Origin of the sequence: Bradyrhizobium sp. SEMIA, assembly GCF_014844175.1 — a bacterium.
Classification (GTDB): domain Bacteria; phylum Pseudomonadota; class Alphaproteobacteria; order Rhizobiales; family Xanthobacteraceae; genus Bradyrhizobium; species Bradyrhizobium arachidis.
In genome coordinates this window covers 3597993-3618750 of the sequence record NZ_CP046601.1, presented here as the reverse complement: position 1 = coordinate 3618750, position 20758 = coordinate 3597993, and the positions used below count along the sequence as shown (strand labels likewise).

The following is a 20758-nucleotide window of genomic DNA, read 5'->3' as shown; positions in this document are numbered from 1 at the left end:
CGCATGGTCTCGATCAACTTGCGCAACGTCTGTCTCGACTATCCGCTTTACGGCGCTTACGATCATTCGCTGAAGCGGCGGCTGCTCGGCCATCTCATCCGCGAGCCCAGCGAGATGCGGATCATCCGCGCCGTCGACGATGTCACGATCGAAGCCGAAGCAGGCGCCCGCATCGGGCTTGCCGGTCCCAACGGCTCCGGCAAATCCACGCTGCTGCGGCTGATCGCCGGCGTCTATCCGCCGAGCAGCGGCAGCGTCGATATCCGCGGCAACGTGATGCCCCTGCTCGGCCTGAATGCCGGCGTCAACGTCGACTTCGTCGCCGAGGACAATATCGCGCTGCTGCTGCGGATCAGCGGCCGCAAGCCGACCCGCAGCGTGATCGACGAGATCTGGGCCTTCACCGAGCTCGAGACGCGCATGCAGCGGCTGCCGTTACGGATGTTCTCCTCAGGCATGCTGATGCGCGTGCTGTTCGCGACCGCCACCGCCTTCCCGGCCGACATCCTGCTGCTCGACGAATGGCTGAGCGTGGTCGACGAGCACTTTGCCGAGAAGGCGCAGGAACGCCTTCTGAACCTCGTGTCGCAGGCGGCGATCGTGATCATCGCCTCGCACGACCAGCCGCTGCTGCGCCGCACCTGCTCCAGCATCATCAACCTCGATCACGGCCGCATCGCCTCGACCGTGACGGTCGAGCCGCCGGCCACGCACGCCTTCGAGCTCCGCGAGAAACGCGCATGAAACAGAACATCCTCTTCGTGTCCGAGTCGCTCGGACAACCCAATCACAAGCGCGGCATCTTCCACTTCACCCGGGAGCTGGCCCGTTCGCTCGCCTCGGAGGGCCACGAGCTCACGCTGCTGGTCGAGACCTCCAAGCGCCACCGCAAGCTGTGCCGGCGTGAGCGACGCACCAAGCTGTTTCCGGCGCAGTCGCGCAACATCGAGCTGCTCGCTCTTTATCGCTTCCTCGACGAAGTCAATGTGAGCGGGCCGGTGACGCTCAGCGGCACGCGCCGCAAGTTCGACTGGCTCCGCCAGCGGGCCGGCCTGTTGCTGTCGCGGGACAACTTGCTCTGCCTGCTGCGCGCGATCGGCCTGCGTGGCCTGCACGCGCGGCTGATCGAGAACCGCACCGCCGCGCTCGAATATATTCCGCCGGATCTGAGCCACCTCGAACTGTTCCGCGACTTCCAGCTCGAGCCCGGATTCTTCAACTATCAGGACTCCTCGGCCTTCTTCCTGCTGCCGCCGCCGCGGATCGATGCGCGCGACTACGACGTCATCGTCGTGGACACCCCGACTCGCGTCGCGATCAGGCGCAGGCCGGACGCCAAGGTGATCTGCGTCGTCCACGATCTGTTGCCGCTCACCGACCTCAAGCTCAGCGACATCGCCACGCGGCAGTTCCTGGCGCGAATTCGCACCAGCCTGCGCCAGGCCGACGAGCTCGCCTTCGTTTCAAACTACAGCATGATGCGGTTCAGGGAACTGTTGCCGCAATTTGCGCACCTGCCGGCGCGGGTCGTGTATCCCCGCACCCGGTTCGACGCCCCGGATGTCCTGCACCTCCCAGCCCCGTCGGGGCGTCCGGGGCGGCCGAACTTCGTCATCATCGTGTCGAACGAGCCGCGCAAGAACGTCGCCACCGTCATTCGCGCCTTCCGCAACATCCCCCAGGCCGATCTCGTGGTGATCGGCTATGCCGGCCAGATCAGCCGGATGCGCGATCTTCCGAACAACGTCCGTTTCGCCGGCTATGTCGACGAGCATGAAAAGGCCGCGCTGATCGCGGAGGCACACGGCGTGATCATGCCGAGCCTTGCCGAAGGCTTCGGCATCCCGATCATCGAAGCGCTCGCGGCCAGCACGCCGGTGCTGTGCTCCGACATCGCGGTGTTCCGCGAGGTCGCGGGCGAGCTCGCCGACTATTTCGACCCGTTCTCGACCGAGGCGATCGCCGCCTCCGTCACGCGCGTGCTGACGCGGCAGGAGGAGTGCCGCGGCAGGATCCGCGCAAGGCGCCACGAGCTTGCAAAGCGCTTCGGCTACGAGACCCAGGCCCGCGACTTCCTCGGCCATGAGCTGACGAGGGAACGGCTGGTCGCCGCACAGTAGGCGCCGTCCGCATGACCGCCGAATCCGCGCTATGGTCTGGCCCGGCCGGTCCGCAGATCCGGCGCAGCCGATGGCAGGCGCTGGGCCGTTCAGCAGCGCTGGGCCGGGCCGCGGACGTGCTCGTCGTCCTGATCGCAGCGTCGCTGCCATGGTCGACCACGGCGCCTTCAATCTTCGTCGGGTTCTGGCTGCTGGCTGTCACTCCGACCATCGACTGGCGCGACTATGCGCGCGAGTTCGCACGGCCTGCCTTTGCGCTGCCCTTTGCCTTCCTGCTGCTCGCGCTTGTGGGCATGCCGTGGTCGGACGGCGCCTGGCCGGACCGGCTGCACGCGGTCAAGCCGGTCGCAAAGCTCGTGCTCATTCCGCCGCTGATCTACCATTCGGCCGGTCGGAACGCGGCCTCCAGGTCTGTCTCGCCTTTCTCGGCTCCTGCGCGCTGCTTGCGGTCTACTCCTGGATCGTGCTGCTCGATCCCGCCTGGAAGATCACCGCGACGGCGTCATCAGGCGTCCCGGTCAAGAACTACATCGATCAGAGCCAGGAATTCACGCTTTGCGCCTTCGCTCTCGCGCTGCCGGCGATGACGTTCTGGCGCGGCGGACGCGCGGTCGCGACCGCCGCTTGCATCGCCTTGATCCTGCTGTTCGCCACCAACATGGTGTTCGTCGCCGCGGCCCGCACCGCCCTGCTCTGCATCGCGGTGCTGCTCGGCCTGTTCGCGTGGAAACACCTCAGCCGGCGCGCGGCGCTGATCCTGCTCGCGGGCACGATCGCCGCGAGCAGCCTCGCCTGGACGACGTCGCCCTATCTGCGCCAGCGCGTCACCGACATTGCCGTCGAATACCGCCACGGCCACGAGGACATCAGCCACGCATCGACCGCACAGCGGCTGACCTATTGGCGTAAGGCGCTTCACGCCTTCACGGAGGCGCCTCTGATCGGCCACGGTACCGGCTCGATCAAGCGCCAGTTCGAGCACGCCGCCACGGACGGCAGCAGCCTCGATGCGGAGGTCGTCAGCAATCCGCACAACCAGACCCTGAACGTCGCGATGCAATGGGGCGTGCTCGGCATCGTCCTGCTCTACGCGAATGTGGCTCGCGCACCTCCGCCTGTTCCTCGGCGAGGGTCTTGCGGCCTGGATCGGGCTCGTCGCCGTCGTGCAGAACATCGCGAGCTCACTTCTGAACTCGCATCTGTTCGATTTCCACGAGGGCTGGATGTATGTGCTCGGCGTCGGCGTCGCGGGCGGCATGGCGCTGAAGGCCAAAGCCTGCAGCCGACCGTGACTACTGGCTGCGCTCGTGGCCGACCTCGCCGGTGATGACCTCGCCGAACAGCTCCCAGGCCTGCCCGTTGAAGCGCATCAGCTGCATCTGCTCGATCGGGAAATAATCATCCGGCGAGGTGTTGACCATGATCCCCGGCAGCATCAGGTCGGTATGAAACTCCTTCAGGTTCGCGGCCTGCTTCATGACGTTCTCGCGCGTGAGATTGTCGCCGCACTGCTTGAGGACCTGCGCCATCGCCTCGGCCTGCACATAGCCATAGACGTTGTTGGCATTGGCCTTGTCGCCATCAGGGTAATACTTGTCCATGAATTCGCGCCATTTCACCACGGCCGGATCCTTGTCCCAGGTCGGATCGGTCGGATCCTTCAGATAGACCGTCGAGATGATGTCCTTGGAATATTCGAGCCCGGCGGGCTTGAGCACCGAGGCAACCGAGGTCGCGGTGTTGGCCAGAAAGAATTTTGGCTTCCAGCCGAGCTCGCCCACTTTCCGGATCGCCTGTGCCGAACCTTTCGGCGCCGCCCATGAGAAGAAGATGTCGGCGCCGGAATCGTGCAGGGCCACGATCTGCGAGTCGATCGAAGGATCGCTGACCTCGTAGGATTTGTCGGCGATGATCATATTGGCCTTGTCGCCAAGCCCGTCCTTCAGGCCCTTGAACTGGTCCTTGCCAGCGTCGTCGTTCTGCCAGAACACGGCGATCTTGCTGTTCGGAAAATGATCGCGGATGTATTTTGCGTAGATCCGGCCCTCGCTCTGGTAGTTGGGCTGGAAGCCCATGGTCCAGGGGAAGTTCTTGGGATCGCCGAACTTGGTGCCGCCCGAGGCGACGAACAGCTGCGGCACTTTCTTCGCATTCATGTATTTCATGATCGCGGAGTTCGAGGGCGTGCCGAGCGGCTGGAAGATCAGGAGCACCTCGTCGCTCTCGACCAGCTTGCGCGCCTGCTCGATCGCCTTCGGCGGCGAATAGGCATCGTCATAGCTGATGAAATTGATCTTGCGGCCGTTGATGCCGCCCTGGTCGTTGATCATCTTGAAGAACGCGGCCTCGGTCTTGCCGATCACGCCATAGGACGACGCCGGCCCGCTATAGGGCATGATGTTGCCGATCTTGATTTCGGCGTCGCTAGCGCCGGGGTCGTATTTCTTCTGCGCCGAGGCCGGCGTCGCGGCGAGCACGCCGGCGACAAGCATGGCGAGGGCAGCAAGGTTTTCGCGACGACCCGGCATCGTTCTCTCCCTGTTTTGTAGTCTTGTTTTGTGGAGAGTGTCGCAAGGAGACTCGTCGCTGGCAAGCTCGACGATTTTCCGCGAGATGAAACGGCGACCCGGAACTTACGTGACGCGCCGCAGCAGATTCACAACGCGTCCGTCGATCACCAGCAACGCGCTGCTGATGACGAGCGCGCCCGCGATCTCCCGCGCAGAGATCGGCTCGCCCAGTAGCAGCCATCCCAGCAGGATGGCCGTGACGGGAATGAGCAGCGTCACCAGCATCACATTGGTCGCGCCCGAGCGCCGGATGATCTGAAAGAAGACGATGTAGGCGAGCGCCGTCGACAGCGCGGCAAGCCCGAGCACCGCGAGCCAGGTCGCAAGACCCGGCATCGGCAGATGCCACGGCTGTTCCATCGCGCCGGCGACGATGGCCATCATCACCGTTGACGCCATCAGCTGAAACGTCGCGGTGCCAAGTGGAGCGGAGTCCTTCAGCAGCCGCCGCGCCGCCAGCGCCGCAAGGCCATAGCTGAATGCGCCGCCGAGGCAAAGCAGGATTCCGAGGCCCTGCCCCGACCTCGTCTCGATGCCCCATCCGCGCAGGATGACCACGCCGACGACGCCCAGCGCCACGCCGGCCACACGCCGTATCTGCAGAGCCTCTTCGCCGGCCGCCGCCATCACCATTACCGTGAACAGCGGCGTCGTGGCATTCAGGATCGAGGCCAGCCCGCTCGGAACGAAGGTCTGACCGATCACGATCAGCGAGAACGGGATGACGTTGTTGAGCAGTCCGATTGCGACGAACGGCTTCCAGCCTGCCATATCCTTGGGAAGACTGATGCCCTGCATCCGGAGCAACGGCAAGAGCATGGCCGCCCCGAGCGCAACGCGCAGGAGCACAAGCGTCAGCGGCGGCAACTCCCGCAACGCCGCGCCATTGAAAAAGAACGAGCCGCCCCAGAGGATCGAGAGCACCGCAAGCAGCGACCAGTCTCGCGCATCAATCCGGTTGTCGTTCGGGGGCATGCGTCTCGCCTCAGCGGCCAAACCTGTCGCCTAGGACGGCTCAGCCAACTTTCCCACCCGATTTCCGACAATGTCATGAGGACCGTCGTGTCTGGGCATCGCCGGCGATGTCGGCGACCACCGCGCCGATCACCAACGCCCCGCCAACGAGCGCATGAACGGCGGGCACTTCGCGGAAGGCAACCCAGATCCAGAACGGCATCAGCGGCGTCTCCAGCGTCGCGATCAACGAGGCTTGGCCTGACGGCAAGAGGCGCGAGCCGAGCATGTAGAAGGTCAGGCCGAGCGCGACCTGGAGGCATCCGAACATCGCGAGGATCGCAAGGCCGTTGCCGCCGACATGGGCGATGTCGTGGGCGAACGGCAGGCTGACGAGGCTTCCCAGGAAGTTCGAAAGCGCAGCCGCTGCCACCATCGACGTCTCGCGGTGGCGCCGGACCACCACCGTCATGGCGGAGATGGCGAGCACCATCAGGCAGCTCAAGGCAAGACCGCCGAGGTCGGCGCCGGCCTGCACGCCGCCGACCGTGACGACGACGCCGGCAAAGGCGATCAGGCTCGCAATTAGCGTGCGCCACGTCGCGGCTTCGCCGAGCCACAGCCACGCCAGCGCCGCGGCAACAAAGGGCTGGGTTGCGATCAGCACCGCGACATTCATCACCTTGGTCATCTGAAGCGCGGGGATGAACGAGACCATGCCGATGGTGGACAAGGAGGCGACGAGCAAACCTCCCCTTCCCGGCACCACCAATTGCCGCAGGGCCGCACGGCCCTGCATCACGACGAGAAACACGCTGATCAGACTGCCCGCGAACACGCCGCGCCAGAACAGGATGGTCCAGGGATCGAACGGCAGCAGGCGGGTGAAGAACGGCGCCGTGCTCCAGGCAACCGCAGCGGCGATGACGAGGGCAATGCCGAGACCGCGATCCGATCGAGGCTGCCCCATGTCGAATTCCGGTTAAGACGGCTTCTTCGGCCGCGATACGAGTTCGATCATCCTGCCTTCATCGTCATCCGGCATCGCGGCCTTGGCCTGCGCGTAGGACTCGACCGCGGCGCGCGACACCAGCGGCTTGTCGGCGAGCAGGCTTTCCGCGAGCCTCACGGCGTAAGCAGCATCCTTGTGCCGCAGCGCTGCGGTGAACGTCGCGCCGGAAAAATCGCGGGCGACCATGCGCTTGGAGTGGCGCTGCACCTGCGGACTTGCGGCAACGCCCGCCTGGATCGAGGCCAGCACGAGGTTCATGTCGAGCCCGGCCTGCTCGGCAATCGCGAGGCCCTCGGCGAGCCCGGCGATCTGGATCGCGCCCATCAGATTGTTGATGAGCTTGTAGACGGTGCCGGAGCCGACCGCGCCGAAATGCCGGATGGTCGAGCCGATCGGTTCGAGAAACGGCCGCGCGCGTTCCAGATCGGCGGCATTGGCGCCGACCAGCAGCGTCAGCTTTCCGGCCGCTGCTGCATCCGGCAAGCCCGTCACGGGGCAATCGATATAGATCAGCCCGCGCGCGTTGAGCTCACGGCCCATCTCGCGGGCATGGTCATAGGAGACGGTGGAGCATTCGATCGCGATGGTGCCTGATTTCGCCGTCTTGGCCGCGCCGTCCGATCCGAGCCAGACTGCGCGCGAGGCCTCGTCGTCGGCGACCATGGTCACGACTGCGTCGGCATCGATCGCGGCATCCTCCGGCGAGGTCGCCCACAGCGCGCCGCGCGCGATCAGGTCTTCGGCTTTTGCCTTGCTGCGATTCCAAAGCGTCACCGTGAAGCCGGCATCGAGATAGCGGCCGGCCATGCCATGGCCCATCCGACCAAGCCCGATGAAGGCGACCCGCGTCATCGCTAATCCACGTCCTCGATGTCGCCGCTCGTGGTGCCGAAGGCACGCTGTGCCAGCGTGGCGGCCATGAACTCGTCGAGATCGCCGCCGAGCACGCCTGATGTGTCGGAGGTCTGCACGCCCGTGCGCAGGTCCTTCACCATCTGGTAGGGCTGCAGCACGTAGGAGCGGATCTGGTGACCCCAGCCGATATCGGTCTTGGCGGCCTGGTCGGCGGCGGCCTTCTCCTCGCGCTTCTTCAGCTCGATCTCGTAGAGGCGCGCGCGCAGCATGTCCCACGCCTGCGCGCGGTTCTTGTGCTGGGAGCGGCCGGCCTGGCAGACCACCGCGACGCCGGTCGGAATATGCGTCAGCCGCACCGCGGATTCGGTCTTGTTGACGTGCTGGCCGCCGGCGCCGCCGGAGCGCATGGTGTCGACGCGGACGTCGGATTCCTTGATGTCGATCTTGATACTGTCGTCGATGACGGGAAACACCTGCACGCTCGAAAACGAGGTGTGTCGCCGCGCGTTGGAATCGAACGGCGAGATGCGCACGAGGCGATGCACGCCGGCCTCCGTCTTCAGCCAGCCATAGGCGTTGTGGCCGGAGACCTGAATGGTCGCGGACTTGATGCCGGCCTCTTCGCCCTCGGATTCCTCTAACACCTCGACCTTGAAGCCGTGGGTGTCGGCCCAGCGCGTGTACATGCGCAGCAGCATCTGCGCCCAGTCCTGGCTCTCGGTGCCGCCGGCGCCGGCATGGACCTCGAGATAGGAATCGAACCGATCGGCCTCGCCCGAGAGCAGCGCCTCGAGCTCGCGCCGCGCGACTTCCTTCTTCAGGTTCTTCAGCGCAGCTTCGGCCTCGGCCACGACGCCGTCATCGCCCTCAGCCTCGCCGAGCTCGATCATGCCGATATCGTCTTCGAGCTCCTGCTCGACCTTGCCGATGCCGGAGAGCGCGTCCTCAAGCGAGGTTCGCTCCTGCATCAGCTTCTGGGCTTTCTGGGGATCGTTCCAGAGGTTGGGATCTTCTGCGAGCTTGTTCAGCTCAGCGAGGCGCGCCGTCGATTTCTCGACGTCAAAGATGCCTCCTCAGCAGCCCGACTGACTGCTTGATCTCTTCTACCAACCGTTCGATTTCGGCGCGCATGTCGTTCTCTGGTCTCGCGGAATCCCGCGTGGGCGCATGATCCGGGAAAGTGTGAAGCGGTTTCCCGAAAGATCATGCGCAAACAAGAAATAAAGCGCGATGACTCATCGCGCAGATGGGGATGTAGCGGCGGCGGCTGCAAAGCGCAACCGCCGCTGCGACAGATGTCTGTCCTGTCCTGCGCCTTAGTACAGCCCGCCGGTACCCGGCCGCATGAAGAAGCCGGAATCCGGCTGCTGCTGCTGCGAGGCCGGCACGCCGCCGCGCCCGTCAGCGTCAGCAACGCCGATGACCGAATAATTGTCCGGCGGCGCCGTGCCCGGCTTGAACGCCTCCAGAATGGTTCCGCCGGTCTCGCCGGGGCCGGCGCGCATGCCGGTCTTGGCGACGACGCGGACGAGCTTGATGCCGGCCGGCACCTTGAACGGAACGGCAGGCTTGTCGGCGAGCGCGAGCTTGAGGAAATCGCGCGCGATGGGGGCTGCCAGATGGCCGCCGGTCGCGGCGTTGCCCTTACCGAGCGCACGCGGCTTGTCGTAGCCCATGTAGATGGCGACGGCGACATCGGGCGAGAAGCCGACGAACCAGGCGTCCTTGGCCTCGTTGGTGGTGCCGGTCTTGCCGGCGATCGGCTTGCCGACCTCCTTGACCACGGTCGCGGTGCCGGCCTGCACCACGCCTTCCATCAGCTCGGTGATCTGATAGGCGGTCATGGAGTCCAGCACCTGCTCGCGGCGGTCGATCAGCTGCGGTTCGGGCTGGTTCTTCCAGCCGCCCGGCGCGTCACAGCCGCGGCATTCGCGCTGGTCGTGCTTGAAGATGGTGTGGCCGTAGCGATCCTGGATACGGTCGATCAAAGTCGGCTTCACGCGGCGGCCGCCGTTGGCGAGCATCGAATAGGCGGTGACCATGCGCATCGCCGTGGTCTCGCCGGCGCCGAGCGCGTAGGACAGATAGTTCGGCAGCTCGTCATAGACGCCGAAGCGTCGGGCATATTCGCCGATCAGGGGCATGCCGATGTCCTGCGCGAGGCGCACCGTCACGGTGTTGAGTGACTGCCGCAGCGCGTTGCGCAGCGTCACCGGTCCCTGGAACTTGCCCGAGGAGAAGTTTTCCGGCCGCCACACGCCGGCGCCCTGGCCCTGGTCGATTTCGATGGGCGCGTCGAGGACGACGGTCGAGGGCGTGTAGCCGTTGTCGAGCGCGGCCGAATAGACGATCGGCTTGAACGACGAACCCGGCTGCCGGTAGGCCTGCGTGGCCCGGTTGAACTGGCTCTGGTCGAACGAGAAGCCGCCGACCATCGCGAGCACGCGGCCGGTCCAGGGATCCATCACCACCATCGCGCCGGAGACCTCGGGGATCTGGCGCAAACGATACTGGCCTTCGACCGGCTGTCCTTCCTTGCTGTAGAGGGGGTCGGCGTAAATCACATCGCCGGGCGCCAGCACTTGCGCCACGGACGTCGGGGTCTTGCCCTTGGCATTGCCCTGGGCCGCCCTCGCCCAGCGTATGCCGTCGAGTGTGACGAGGCCGGTCTCGCGCTGCTTGCTGACGGCGCCGCCGAGCTCTCGGCTCGGCTGGAAGCCGATGCGCGCCGACTGGTCGCTGGTCTCCAGCACCACCGCCATGCGCCACGGCGAGATGTCCGACAGCGACTTGATCTCGGCGAGCTTCACGCCCCAATCGCCGGAGATATCGAGCTTGCTCATGGCGCCGCGATAGCCCTGCTGCTCGTCATAGTTCACGAGGCCCGAGACCATGGTCTTGCGCGCCATGACCTGGATCTTGGGATCGAGCGTGGTGCGGACAGAGAGACCGCCTTCATACAGCTTCTTCTCGCCGTAACGCTCGAAGATGTCGCGGCGGACTTCCTCGGCGAAATATTCGCCGGCGAAGGTGTGGGCGCCGTTGGAGCGGTTGGTGACGGCGAGCGGCTCCTTGCGTGCCTTGTCGGCGTCGGCCTGCTTGATCCAGCCGTTCTCCAAGAGACGGTCGATGACGTAGTTGCGGCGCTCGACGGCGCGGTCGCGGTTACGGACCGGATGCAGCGTCGCCGGCATCTTCGGCAGCGCGGCGAGGTAGGAGGCTTCCGCCACGGTCAGCTCGTTCACCGACTTGTCGAAATAGACCAGCGAAGCAGCCGCGATGCCGTAAGCGCCGAGACCGAGATAGATCTCGTTCAGATACAGCTCGAGGATCTTGTCCTTCGAGTAGGTCTTCTCGATGCGCATCGCCAGCAAGGCTTCCTTGATCTTGCGGGCAAAGGAGACCTCGTTGGTCAGCAGGAAGTTCTTGGCGACCTGCTGGGTGATCGTGGACGCACCCTGCGGCCGGCGGTTGGAGCCGTAGTTCTGCAGATAGAGCAGTCCGGCGCGCGCCATGCCGGTGTAGTCGATGCCGCCATGCTCGTAGAAATTCTTGTCCTCGGCCGCGAGGAAGGCGTTGATCACGAGCTTCGGCACCGCCTGGATCGGCAGATACAGCCGCCGCTCCTTGGCGTATTCGCCGAGCAGCGAACCGTCGACCGCGTGCACGCGGGTCATCACCGGCGGCTCGTAATCCTGGAGCTGAGAGTAGTCGGGCAAGTCCTTGGAGAAATGCCAGATCAGGCCTGCCACGGCGCCGACGCCGACAAGGAACACCACCGTTCCCGCGGCGAACAGGAAGCCCATGAACCGCACAAGCAAGCGCATTATGTGTTTATCCGTTCAAACTCTGGATCAGCCCAGTATCAGCCCCTTGGCACCCAAAACTGGTGCCAACCTCACGTCGCGAATTCACCGGCCTACGCAATCACATCAAGACCAGGCCTAGAGACGCTTGCCGAGCGGGATTCTCTCCGATTCCGGAACCCCCTGCGGCATTTTTATAAAGCGTCCGCTGTGGCCAAACTAGGGCCTTTGCGGCGGGACGAAAAAACCCTTTCAATTCGAAGGACCTGCCGTGGCCAGTCGCTTGGCCAGGAACCCGTCAATGGCCTGTGCCATCGAGCCCACGGCCTTGGACCGCCAGCCCTCCGATACCAGGTGCCCGAGGTCGCCTTTGTTCGAGACGTAGCCGATCTCGACCAGGACCGACGGGACGTCGGGTGCCTTCAGGACCCGGAAGCCGGCCGATTTCAGGGGATGCTTGTGCATCCGCACGCTCGCCTTCATTTCAGCCATCAATAGCCGGGCGAAACGGTTTGAAAACGTACGCGTTTCGCGCTGGGTGAGGTCGATCAGGATGTCGGCGACGTCGGTCGGCTCCTCCGCCAGATTGAACCCCGCGATGGCGTCCGCCCGGTTTTCCGCGTCCGCCAACCGCTGCGCCTCGGCGTCGGAGGCCTTGTCGGACAGCGTGTAGATCGTGGCGCCCTGCGCATCGCCCTCGGCCTTGGGCAGCGCGTCGGCGTGAATCGAGACGAACAAGGCCGCCTTGAGGTTACGGGCGATCTTGGTCCGGTCATTGAGCGGGATGAAGGTGTCGTCGTCCCGCGTCATCACCACCCGGTATTTGCCGGCCTTTTCGAGCCTGTCGCGGAGGGCCAGGCCGAAGGCCAGCACCAGATTCTTCTCGCTCTCGCCGCTCGACTGGGTGCCGTTGTCGATGCCGCCATGGCCCGGATCGATCACGACCACCGGGCGGCCATCAGCCTTCTGCTGCGCCGCTTCCGGCGCCGGCGCGGCCGGAACCGTGGCCGGCGGCGCATCGGCGATCGCGGGCCGCAGCTCCGGGCGGTTCTCCGGAGGAATCGTCGGCACGAACGCGGTGCGATCGACTTCCTCCAGCTCGAGCACGAGCCGCGCCGGCTGGCCATTGGCCGCCTCCAGCACGTAGGAATTGGCGATCTTGGCGGGTCCCGTCAGGTCGAACACGATTCGCGAGCCGCCGGGCATGACGAGGCCGTAACGGAACGCCTTGACCAGCCCCCGCCCCCCAATTCCGGTGCCGGCGGGCAGCTGAAAATTGAGCTGGGGCACGTCGACCACCACCCGATAGGGGTCGGCCAGGGTCACGGTGCGGAAGGTGACGGTCTGGTCGAGGTCGAGGACGAAGCGGGTCTGCTTGGCATCGCCGGCGAGGCGCGCGGCCGAGGCGATTGGAAAATTCGCCGCTGATACAGCGGCTTGCGGCTGGCTTTCCGCCGCGCTCAGGCGCCAGGAATCAGCGCCCGCCAATAGTGCAGTGCACAGCAGCGCGCCACCCAGTAAAACCCTTTGATTTGTGCGGCTCGCCACCGATTCCGTGCCTCCGAGCAGCCCTTTTAACGCAATAGAACCACAGGGTTAATCGATCCCTAATGACAGAAATGCGAAACTCGCCGACTGTGACCGCCGTGCGACGCTCCCTTGCACGGTTGGCCCATTCCACGTATGTACGGAATGCTGACGGCCGATATTTCCGGTTGTGTCGCATTCAGCCTCCCGGTGCAGCGCCGGAGCTCCCAAGATTTGGGAATTCCAGCGTTTTCCGTTCCCCTCTAAGGCCAGCGCGGTGCGCGGCAGCGAGGTGGAGCGGGGCAAAGCCCCGGTGGCGGACGGTCCCTGGTTACCTTAGCGTGTCCGGGACGGTTCTGACAGCGGCGTGACCATTTACCCGGTCCCTTAATCCCAAGGGAGCGGTTCGTAATCCCCAAGGCGAGCGCGCTCGCGCCATGCCTGGCCAGCAGCAACTGATTGAGGGGCGGCCTCGCCGCCCAATGCTTCATACGGGCCGACGCTTGATGCGCCAGACTGTGCCGACGAATTCTGAAGGACCATTCGCGACGCTGCGGAGTGACAATCCCGCGCGCCGCTTCGGTTCTGAAGCTTCCGGTTCGGCAAGGCGCGAGAGACGGCGTTTCGGCCTTCCCCTCACCCCCGAATCAGGTGGACCGTCGCGTCACCCGGCAGCGCAATTCGCGCCCACGGTCGAGCGCGCCCGCCGCCGCCAAGAGTTAAGACATGCCCAACAAGATGTTGATCGATGCCACTCACCCGGAAGAGACCCGGGTCGTCGTGGTCCGCGGCAATCGCGTCGAAGAGTTTGATTTCGAGACCGCGCAACGCAAGCAACTGCGCGGGAATATCTACCTCGCCAAGGTCACAAGGGTCGAACCCTCGCTCCAGGCCGCCTTCGTCGAATATGGCGGCAACCGCCACGGCTTCCTCGCCTTCAGCGAAATCCATCCCGACTACTATCAGATCCCGGTCGCCGACCGGCAGGCGCTGATCGAGGCCGAGGAGCAGGCCCATCGCGAGGCCGAGGAAGAGAGCGAGAACCGCTCCCACGGCCGCCGCCGCTCGCGCCACCGCAATGCCCGCCGCCGCGGTCAAGGCGAGCGCGTCCGCAGCGACATCGTCGAAGGTCTCGAGGCCGGCGCCGATCCCGCGGCCCAGCCGGTCGAGGGCGAAGCCCTGCACGCCGAGGGCGCATCGCACGAGGGCGAGCACCTGCTCGCCGATGCGGAGCATCACGACGGCCACGAGCATCACGACCACGACCATGGCGATCATGATCACCACGATCATGACCATGAAGCGCATGGCCACGACGACCACCATCATGCCCATGATGACGATCACGCGCACGATCATGACGATCATCATCATGACGACGAGCACGATCATGATCATGCCGCCGAGACGCCCGCGCCTGTCGCAGCGATCGGCGCCGAGCCCGTGGTCGCGACCGAAACCGCTCCCGAGCCGCAGGAAGCCCAGACCTTCGAAGCCCACACCTCCGAAGCACATGCCGAGGCTCTGGCTGAAGCCGTGACGGCCGCCGCCGAGCCGGCTGATGCGGTCTATGCCGCCGGCGATGTCGCCGAGGCGCCCCATGCCGAGGCCGCGGACGCGGCCGGTGAAGACGACGAGGACGAGGACGGCGAGGAAGCCGAAGAGGAAGTCGTCGAATCCGTCGGCGGTGACGACGTGCTGGAGGAAGTGCCGGAGCGCACTTTCCGCCCGCGCCGCCAGTACAAGATCCAGGAAGTCATCAAGCGCCGCCAGGTGATGCTGGTGCAGGTGGTCAAGGAAGAGCGCGGCAACAAGGGTGCGGCGCTCACGACCTATCTCTCGCTCGCCGGCCGCTATGCCGTGCTGATGCCCAACACCGCGCGCGGCGGCGGCATCAGCCGCAAGATCACCAGCGCCCAGGACCGCTCGCGCCTGAAGGAAGTGGTGCAGGATCTCGACGTGCCCGAGGGCATGGGTATCATCCTGCGCACCGCCGGCGCCTCCCGCACCAAGCCGGAGATCAAGCGCGACTTCGAATACCTGATCCGGATGTGGGAGACGGTGCGCGACCTGACGCTGAAGTCGCAGGCCCCGACCCTCGTCTACGAGGAAGGCTCGCTGATCAAGCGCTCGCTGCGCGACCTCTACAACAAGGAGATCGACGAGATTCAGGTCGCCGGCGAATCCGGCTACCGCGAAGCGCGCGACTTCATGAAGATGCTGATGCCCGCCAATGTCAGCGCGGTGAAGCAGTATCGCGACGGCCAGCCGCTGTTCTCGCGCATGGGCGTCGAAAGCCAGCTCGACGCGATGTTCTCGCCGACCGTGCAGCTTCGCTCCGGCGGCTATGTCGTGATCAACCAGACCGAGGCGCTGGTCTCGATCGACGTCAACTCGGGGCGATCGACCCGCGAGCACCATATCGAGGACACCGCGCTCAAGACCAATCTGGAGGCGGCCGAAGAGGTCGCCCGCCAGCTCCGCCTGCGCGACCTCGCCGGCCTGATCGTCATCGACTTCATCGACATGGACGAGAAGCGCAACAACCGTGCGGTCGAGCGCAAGCTGTCCGATTGCCTGAGGCAGGATCGCGCCCGCATCCAGGTCGGCCGCATCTCGCATTTCGGCCTGCTCGAGATGTCGCGCCAGCGCATCCGCGCCAGCGTGTTGGAATCCTCGACCGATCCGTGCCCGCATTGCGGCGGCACCGGCCACGTCCGCTCGGTGTCCTCGGTGGCGCTCCAGCTGCTGCGCGGCCTCGAAGAGATCCTGATGAAGGGCGCGACCCACAATCTCGTGGTCCGCACCCGCACCGACGTCGCGCTCTACGTGCTGAACCACAAGCGCGGCCATCTGCGCGACCTCGAGAACAGCTTCAAGGTCACGCTGTCGGTCATCGCCGACCCCAGCGTCAGCGGCCCGCAGGCCTATCTGATCGACCGCGGCGAGCAGGTGCATACGCTCGAAGCCGCCAAGGCGCTGCTGGCAGCGCAGGCCGCCGCAAGCCCGCCGCCGCTGGCTGAAGAGGCCTATGACGACGAGGAATTCGATCCGGAGCTGGAATCCGAGGTCGAGACCGGAGGAGACCGAAGGTCTCGCTGAAGAACAGGCGGCCGGCGAGGCCGGCCCCGAGCAGGACGGCCAGCGCCGCAAGCGCCGCCGTCGCCGGCCCGTCGGCGTGGCGGTGGCGAGGATGGTCTCGCCGGCTCCATCGGCGACGAGCTCGCGGCCAATGCGCCGCCGGAAGCGAGCGACGCGGTCGCCGATTTCGACAGCATCGGCAACGAAGCCGCGCCCCCGATCGCGCAGGCCGAGCTCTTCGCCGAGCCGCAAGCTGCTCTGCCTGAGGTGCGTGCTGAGGTGCCGACCGAGGCGCCGGCCCAGCCGGAGCCCGCTCCCAGCGCAGAGGCCGAAGAGCCCGCCGACGACAAGGCCGCGCGACGCCGCTCCACGGTCCGGGAAAAGGTGAGCTTCCTGTCGAGCAGCCCGAGCGAGCCCGCGACACCGGTTGCGCAGGCGAGCGAACCGATTGCTCCGCCCGTGCCGGCCCCCGAGCCCGCACCGGAAGCAGCAAGCGAAATCCCAGCCGCGCCGCGTCGCGCCGGATGGTGGTCACGGCGCTTCGGCGGCGGCGAGTAACAGCAACATCCAGATGAAACCGCCCGGCCAAACCGGGCGGTTTTTGATTTGGCGAGGTCAGTGTCGATGCAAAGTGCGATCGTTCTCGGCGGCGGCATGATTGGAGTCAGCGCCGCGCTGCACCTGCGGCAGCGCGGCTGGGCCGTCACGCTCGTCGACCGCAGGGAGCCGGGCCGCGAGACCAGCTACGGCAATGCCGGGATGATCCAGGCCGAAGCGGTGCGCCCCTATCCGATGCCGCGCGACCTTGCCTCGCTGCTCAAGATCGCGACCGGCCGCACCAATGACGTGCACTACAGCCTGTCCTCGCTTCATCTCCATATCGAGCCCCTGCTCCGCTACTGGTGGCATTCGGCGCCGAAGCGGCATCGCGAGGCGATCGACGCCTGGGCGCGGCTGATCGCCTACGCGACAAGCGAGCACGACATCCTCATTCGCGAGGCGCATGCGGACAATCTGATCCGCCGCGCCGGATACCGGCATCTGCATCGCGACCCAGCCTCGTTCGATCAGGCCGTCAAGGCCGCGGAGGACGACGAGCGGGAGTTTGGCGTGAGGTTTCGCGCGCTCTCCGGGGCCGAGCTCGCCAAGGCCGAGCCGATCTTGCGCGACGATCTCCCCGGCGCAATCCACTGGCTCGACACCTGGACAGTGTCCGATCCCGGCGCGCTGGTCACCGCCTATGCCGAGCTGCTCGAGCGCCTCGGCGGCAGCATTGTGCTCGGGGACGCCCAGAGCCTGCAGCAGACCGCGACCGGCTGGTCGGTCAACACCGACAAGGGACGCATCGACGCCCCCCACGCCGTCGTGACGCTCGGACCATGGTCGCCCGATCTGCTCACCAAATTCGGCTACCGCATTCCGCTGGTGCGCAAGCGCGGCTACCACATGCACTATGCCGGCGGCGCGTCGCTCGATTTGCCTCTCGTCGACAAGGGCAACGGCTACGCGATGGGCCCGATGGCCAAGGGCATCCGCATCACCACCGGCGCGGAGTTGACCGGCATGGATGCGCTCGCAACGCCGGTGCAGCTCGCCAGCGCCGAGGCCTCTGCGCGCGAGCTGATCGATCTCGGCCAGCGCGTCGAGCCGGATCCGTGGTTCGGCACGCGGCCCTGCACGCCCGACATGCTGCCGGTGCTCGGGCAGGCCCCGCGCCATCCCGGCCTCTGGATGAACTTTGGCCACGGCCACCAGGGCTTTACGCTGGGGCCCGCGACCGGGCGCTTGCTCGCCGAGATCATGAGCGGCGAGACGCCGGCGATCGACCCGGCACCGTACCGGCCGGAGCGGTTCTAGCCCTCCGCGTTCGCGGCGAGCACCGCGAGCGCGGCCGAAATCCGCATCAGCGGGTCATCCCATTCGCGGGGGCTGCGCTGCCGAAACAGCCGCATGGTCGGATACCACGGACTGTCCTCGCGATCGCGCAGCCAGCGCCAGTCGAGCGCGTATGGCGTCAGCATCCACACCGGCCGGCCAAGCGCGCCGGCGAGATGCGCAACCGATGTATCGACGGCGATGACGAGATCGAGCGCCGCGACCGCCGCGGCGGTGTCGGCGAAATCGCCGAGCGCAGGTGCAAGGTCGATGACGTCCTTGCCGAGCGCCGCGAGCACCTCGCCGTCCTCGGGGCGCGGCTCCTTTTGCAGGGAGTAGAGCTGAACGCCCTGCATCACGAGACGCGGCAGCACGGCTTCGGCCGGCAGCGAGCGCTGCTTGTCACCCTTGTGCCTGGCATTGCCGGCCCAGACCACGCCGACCTTCAGCGCCGTCACATCCGCGAGCGCCGCGCGCCAGCGCGACAGTCTTGCGGGATCGGGATGCAGATACGGCACGTCGGCCGGAATGGTGCCGAGCGTGGTGCCGAATATCCGCGGCAGGCTCATCAGCGGCAGTTGCAGGTCGAAATGCGGCAGCGCTTCGCCGCGCGCGATCACGGTGACGTCAGGGAGCTGCCGCAGCAACCCGGCGAGCGCAGGCTGAACCTGGAGAATGATTTTGGCGCCCATCGCCGTCACCATCGGCAGATAACGCACGAAATGCAGGGCATCGCCGAGCCCATATTCGGCGAAGAGAAGCAACGTACGGCCGTCCAGCGGCTCGCCCTGCCACTCCGGCTCGCTGAAGGTTGGGTCGCCGTCCGACAGTGTCTTGCATTTGCGCCGCCAGCGATAGGCTTCGAAGCCATTCACGAAATCGCCGTTCATCAGCAGGAAATGCGCATGGTTGTACTGCGCGAGCGGCTGCTCCGGATCGAGCGCGATCGCGCGATGCGAGACCGCGAGCGCCTCGTCGATGTCGCCGGCATTGCGCAGCGCGACCGCGAGATTGGCGTGGCCCTTGGCATAGCCGGGGTCGGCGACGACCGCGCAGCGATGCGCGGCGACCGCATCGCCTGCGCGCTCCTGCTTCTCGAAGATGATGCCGAGATTGGTCCAGGCCGCCGCGTAGTCGGGCTTGAGCAGCAGCGCGTGCTCGCAGGAAGCAATCGCCTCGTCGAGCAGGCCGAGCTCGGAGAGACAGGCGCCGAGATTGCTTGCGATCACATGATCAGACGCGTCGAGCGCAAGGGAGCGCCGGTAGATCTCGGCGGCCTCCACGAGGTGACCGGCCTCGTGCAGCACGAGGCCGAGCAGGCGCAGCGCCGGAGCATTGTCCGGCGCGCAGGCGATGGCGCGGTGGTACGCGGCAATGGCGGCTTCGAGCAATCCTTGCCGGTAGAGCACGGCGCCGAGACTGCACAGCAGACCGGGATCATCCGGATCGGCGTCGAGGGCGCGGCGATAGGCGGCCCCTGCCTCGCTGAGCCTCATCTGATCCGCAAGGAGATTGCCGAGATTGAGCCAGACGCCGTGATAGGAAGGCTCCCGCGCGATGACCGCGCGATAGGCTTCCTCCGCTTCCATCAATCGCCCCTGCTCCGCGAGCACGATGGCGAGATTGAAGCAGGCGCGCGTGAGATGGGCATCGAGCGCCAGCGCGCGGCGATAGGCGGCTTCGGCCTCGCCGAAACGCGAAAGCTCGCCCAGCGCCACGCCGATCTTGTTGTGCAGGCCGGCATCGTCCGCCGCCGCACCAGCGCACGGCGGAACGCCGCCACCGCGCCCTCCTGCTCGCCCTTCACCGCAAGCGCATCGCCGAGCGTGACGAGCGCCGGCGCATGGTCCGGATCGATGTTGAAGACACGGCCGAGCAGCGCGGCACCGTCGGCCGCGCGATCGGTGACGAACGCAGCCACCGCCGCAAGATGCAGCGCCGGCAAATGATCGGGCGCGATCCTCAGCGCCTCCGCACAGAGCGCCTCAGCGTGATCCGGCCGTCCCGCCGAAAAATGCTCCGCCGCCTGCAACACAATCCGATCGACCGCCTTGCCCACGATGCCACCCGCCCCTTGGAAGCCAGATGCGGGTTAAACGCGCGAGGTCGCAAAATCCGTCAGTCGGCGCGCGCGGTGAGCAGCTTTTTGATCCGTTCGGCGTCCTCGGCCGTCGCCGGGTTGTAGACGATCATGCTGAGATCGGAGCGGCCCTCGACGTTGAAGCTCGAATATTCGAACGACATCATGCCGTGAAGGGGATGTCGCAGCCGCTTGGTGCCGTCGCCGTGGTGGCGCACGTCGTTGTCGCGCCACAACGCCGCGAATTCCGGGCTGGCGTGGCAGAGCTCGTCGACAAAATCGGCGACATGCGAGACCGCGCCCGCGCGCGCGGCATCCGCCCTGAACGCTGCCACCACGAAGCGCGCGACGCTGTCCCAATCATACTGTGCGGCGCGCACGCGCGGATCGCAGAAGATGAAGCGCAGGATGTTGCGCTGGCCCGGCGGGATCGCGCCATAGTCCGTCAGCACGACGCTTGCGGCGCGATTCCAGGCGACGACGTCCCAGGTTGCGGTCCGCACCAAGGCCGGGCTGAATTCGAGCGCGTCGAGCACGTGCTGTAACCGTGGCGAGACGCCTTCGGTGGCCTGGTAACGCACCTCGGGCGGCCGGCCGAGCCCGATCAGGAACAGATGCTCGCGCTCGACATCCGTCAGCATCAAGGCGCGGGCGATGCGGTCGAGCACGTCGGCCGACGGCGCCCCGCCCCGGCCCTGCTCCAGCCAGGTGTACCAGGTCGGGCTGATATTGGCGCGCTGCGCCACTTCCTCGCGGCGCAGCCCGGGCGTGCGCCTGCGGCTGCCGGAAAAGCCGAACGCTGTGGCATCGAGCCGGGTGCGGCGGTCCTTGAGGTAGGCGCCGAGCAGGTTTTCAGCGGTGGCGGTCTCGCTCATCCT

At 66.2% G+C, this 20758-nt stretch carries 11 protein-coding genes and 3 pseudogenes; 5 read left to right on the top strand and 9 right to left on the bottom strand.

Annotated features, from left to right (window positions below; translation table 11 throughout):
* Positions 1 to 3: 3 nt before the first annotated feature.
* The 3 genes and pseudogenes from FOM02_RS17705 (at position 4) to FOM02_RS17695 (ending at position 3412) form a co-directional block, all read left to right on the top strand.
* A complete protein-coding gene (locus FOM02_RS17705) occupies positions 4 to 744 on the top strand; it encodes an ABC transporter ATP-binding protein (protein WP_027557820.1) in 741 nt (246 codons plus the stop codon).
* Positions 741 to 2120 (top strand): glycosyltransferase family 4 protein, encoded by a 1380-nt coding sequence (locus tag FOM02_RS17700; RefSeq protein WP_027557819.1) that lies wholly within the window; start codon positions 741 to 743, stop codon positions 2118 to 2120. The genes FOM02_RS17705 and FOM02_RS17700 overlap by 4 nt, the downstream gene beginning before the upstream one ends.
* Positions 2121 to 2131: 11 nt before the next feature.
* Positions 2132 to 3412: pseudogene (locus FOM02_RS17695) on the top strand (O-antigen ligase family protein).
* Here FOM02_RS17695 and FOM02_RS17690 read toward each other — a convergent pair.
* From FOM02_RS17690 to FOM02_RS17660, 7 genes are all read right to left on the bottom strand, one after another.
* Positions 3413 to 4648, bottom strand: a complete 1236-nt coding sequence (locus FOM02_RS17690) for an ABC transporter substrate-binding protein (RefSeq protein ID WP_027557817.1) — start codon at positions 4646 to 4648, stop codon at positions 3413 to 3415. It abuts the pseudogene before it with no gap.
* A gap of 105 nt (positions 4649 to 4753) precedes the next feature.
* Positions 4754 to 5665 carry a DMT family transporter gene (locus FOM02_RS17685; RefSeq protein ID WP_265441927.1) on the bottom strand — a complete coding sequence of 304 codons (912 nt, stop codon included), beginning with the start codon at positions 5663 to 5665 and terminating at the stop codon, positions 4754 to 4756.
* Between the two features lie 73 nt (positions 5666 to 5738).
* Entirely contained in the window at positions 5739 to 6614 is an 876-nt protein-coding gene (locus FOM02_RS17680) for a DMT family transporter (protein WP_027557815.1), read from the bottom strand.
* Positions 6615 to 6626: 12 nt separating this feature from the next.
* Positions 6627 to 7610: an NAD(P)-dependent oxidoreductase gene (locus FOM02_RS17675; protein WP_231164380.1), complete on the bottom strand. Its 984-nt coding sequence runs from the start codon at positions 7608 to 7610 to the stop codon at positions 6627 to 6629.
* Positions 7511 to 8642 (bottom strand): peptide chain release factor 2 gene (gene prfB, locus FOM02_RS17670; RefSeq protein ID WP_108914303.1). Its coding sequence is split into 2 segments (ribosomal slippage): positions 7511 to 8572 and positions 8574 to 8642, totalling 1131 coding nucleotides; the frame shifts between segments, so codons are not numbered across the junction. The genes FOM02_RS17675 and prfB overlap by 100 nt, the downstream gene beginning before the upstream one ends.
* A 185-nt stretch (positions 8643 to 8827) precedes the next feature.
* Positions 8828 to 11338, bottom strand: a complete 2511-nt coding sequence (locus FOM02_RS17665; protein WP_027557812.1) for a penicillin-binding protein 1A — start codon at positions 11336 to 11338, stop codon at positions 8828 to 8830.
* A 231-nt stretch (positions 11339 to 11569) separates the two neighbouring features.
* Entirely contained in the window at positions 11570 to 12865 is a 1296-nt protein-coding gene (locus FOM02_RS17660; protein ID WP_027557811.1) for an N-acetylmuramoyl-L-alanine amidase, read from the bottom strand.
* A gap of 705 nt (positions 12866 to 13570) precedes the next feature.
* Between FOM02_RS17660 and FOM02_RS17655 the strand changes: the two are divergent.
* Both FOM02_RS17655 and FOM02_RS17650 read left to right on the top strand, forming a co-directional pair.
* Positions 13571 to 16483, top strand: a pseudogene (locus FOM02_RS17655) (Rne/Rng family ribonuclease).
* A 66-nt stretch (positions 16484 to 16549) separates the two neighbouring features.
* On the top strand, positions 16550 to 17782 hold the full coding sequence (locus tag FOM02_RS17650) for an NAD(P)/FAD-dependent oxidoreductase (RefSeq protein ID WP_027557809.1): 1233 nt from the start codon (positions 16550 to 16552) through the stop codon (positions 17780 to 17782).
* Here the strand turns inward: FOM02_RS17650 and FOM02_RS17645 are convergent.
* Positions 17779 to 19862, bottom strand: a pseudogene (locus FOM02_RS17645) (tetratricopeptide repeat protein). The gene FOM02_RS17650 and the pseudogene FOM02_RS17645 overlap by 4 nt on opposite strands.
* 56 nt (positions 19863 to 19918) lie before the next feature.
* A complete protein-coding gene (locus tag FOM02_RS17640) occupies positions 19919 to 20755 on the bottom strand; it encodes a helix-turn-helix transcriptional regulator (RefSeq protein ID WP_027557807.1) in 837 nt (278 codons plus the stop codon).
* Positions 20756 to 20758: the final 3 nt, after the last annotated feature.

What these genes read in the sequence shown, in the direction of transcription:
- FOM02_RS17705 (WP_027557820.1), top strand. Translation starts at nt 4, where the DNA reads ATGGTCTCGATCAACTTGCGCAACGTCTGTCTCGACTATCCGCTTTAC.
- FOM02_RS17700 (WP_027557819.1), top strand. Translation starts at nt 741, where the DNA reads ATGAAACAGAACATCCTCTTCGTGTCCGAGTCGCTCGGACAACCCAAT.
- FOM02_RS17690 (WP_027557817.1), bottom strand. Translation starts at nt 4,648, where the DNA reads ATGCCGGGTCGTCGCGAAAACCTTGCTGCCCTCGCCATGCTTGTCGCC.
- FOM02_RS17685 (WP_265441927.1), bottom strand. Translation starts at nt 5,665, where the DNA reads ATGCCCCCGAACGACAACCGGATTGATGCGCGAGACTGGTCGCTGCTT.
- FOM02_RS17680 (WP_027557815.1), bottom strand. Translation starts at nt 6,614, where the DNA reads ATGGGGCAGCCTCGATCGGATCGCGGTCTCGGCATTGCCCTCGTCATC.
- FOM02_RS17665 (WP_027557812.1), bottom strand. Translation starts at nt 11,338, where the DNA reads ATGCGCTTGCTTGTGCGGTTCATGGGCTTCCTGTTCGCCGCGGGAACG.
- FOM02_RS17650 (WP_027557809.1), top strand. Translation starts at nt 16,550, where the DNA reads ATGCAAAGTGCGATCGTTCTCGGCGGCGGCATGATTGGAGTCAGCGCC.
- FOM02_RS17640 (WP_027557807.1), bottom strand. Translation starts at nt 20,755, where the DNA reads ATGAGCGAGACCGCCACCGCTGAAAACCTGCTCGGCGCCTACCTCAAG.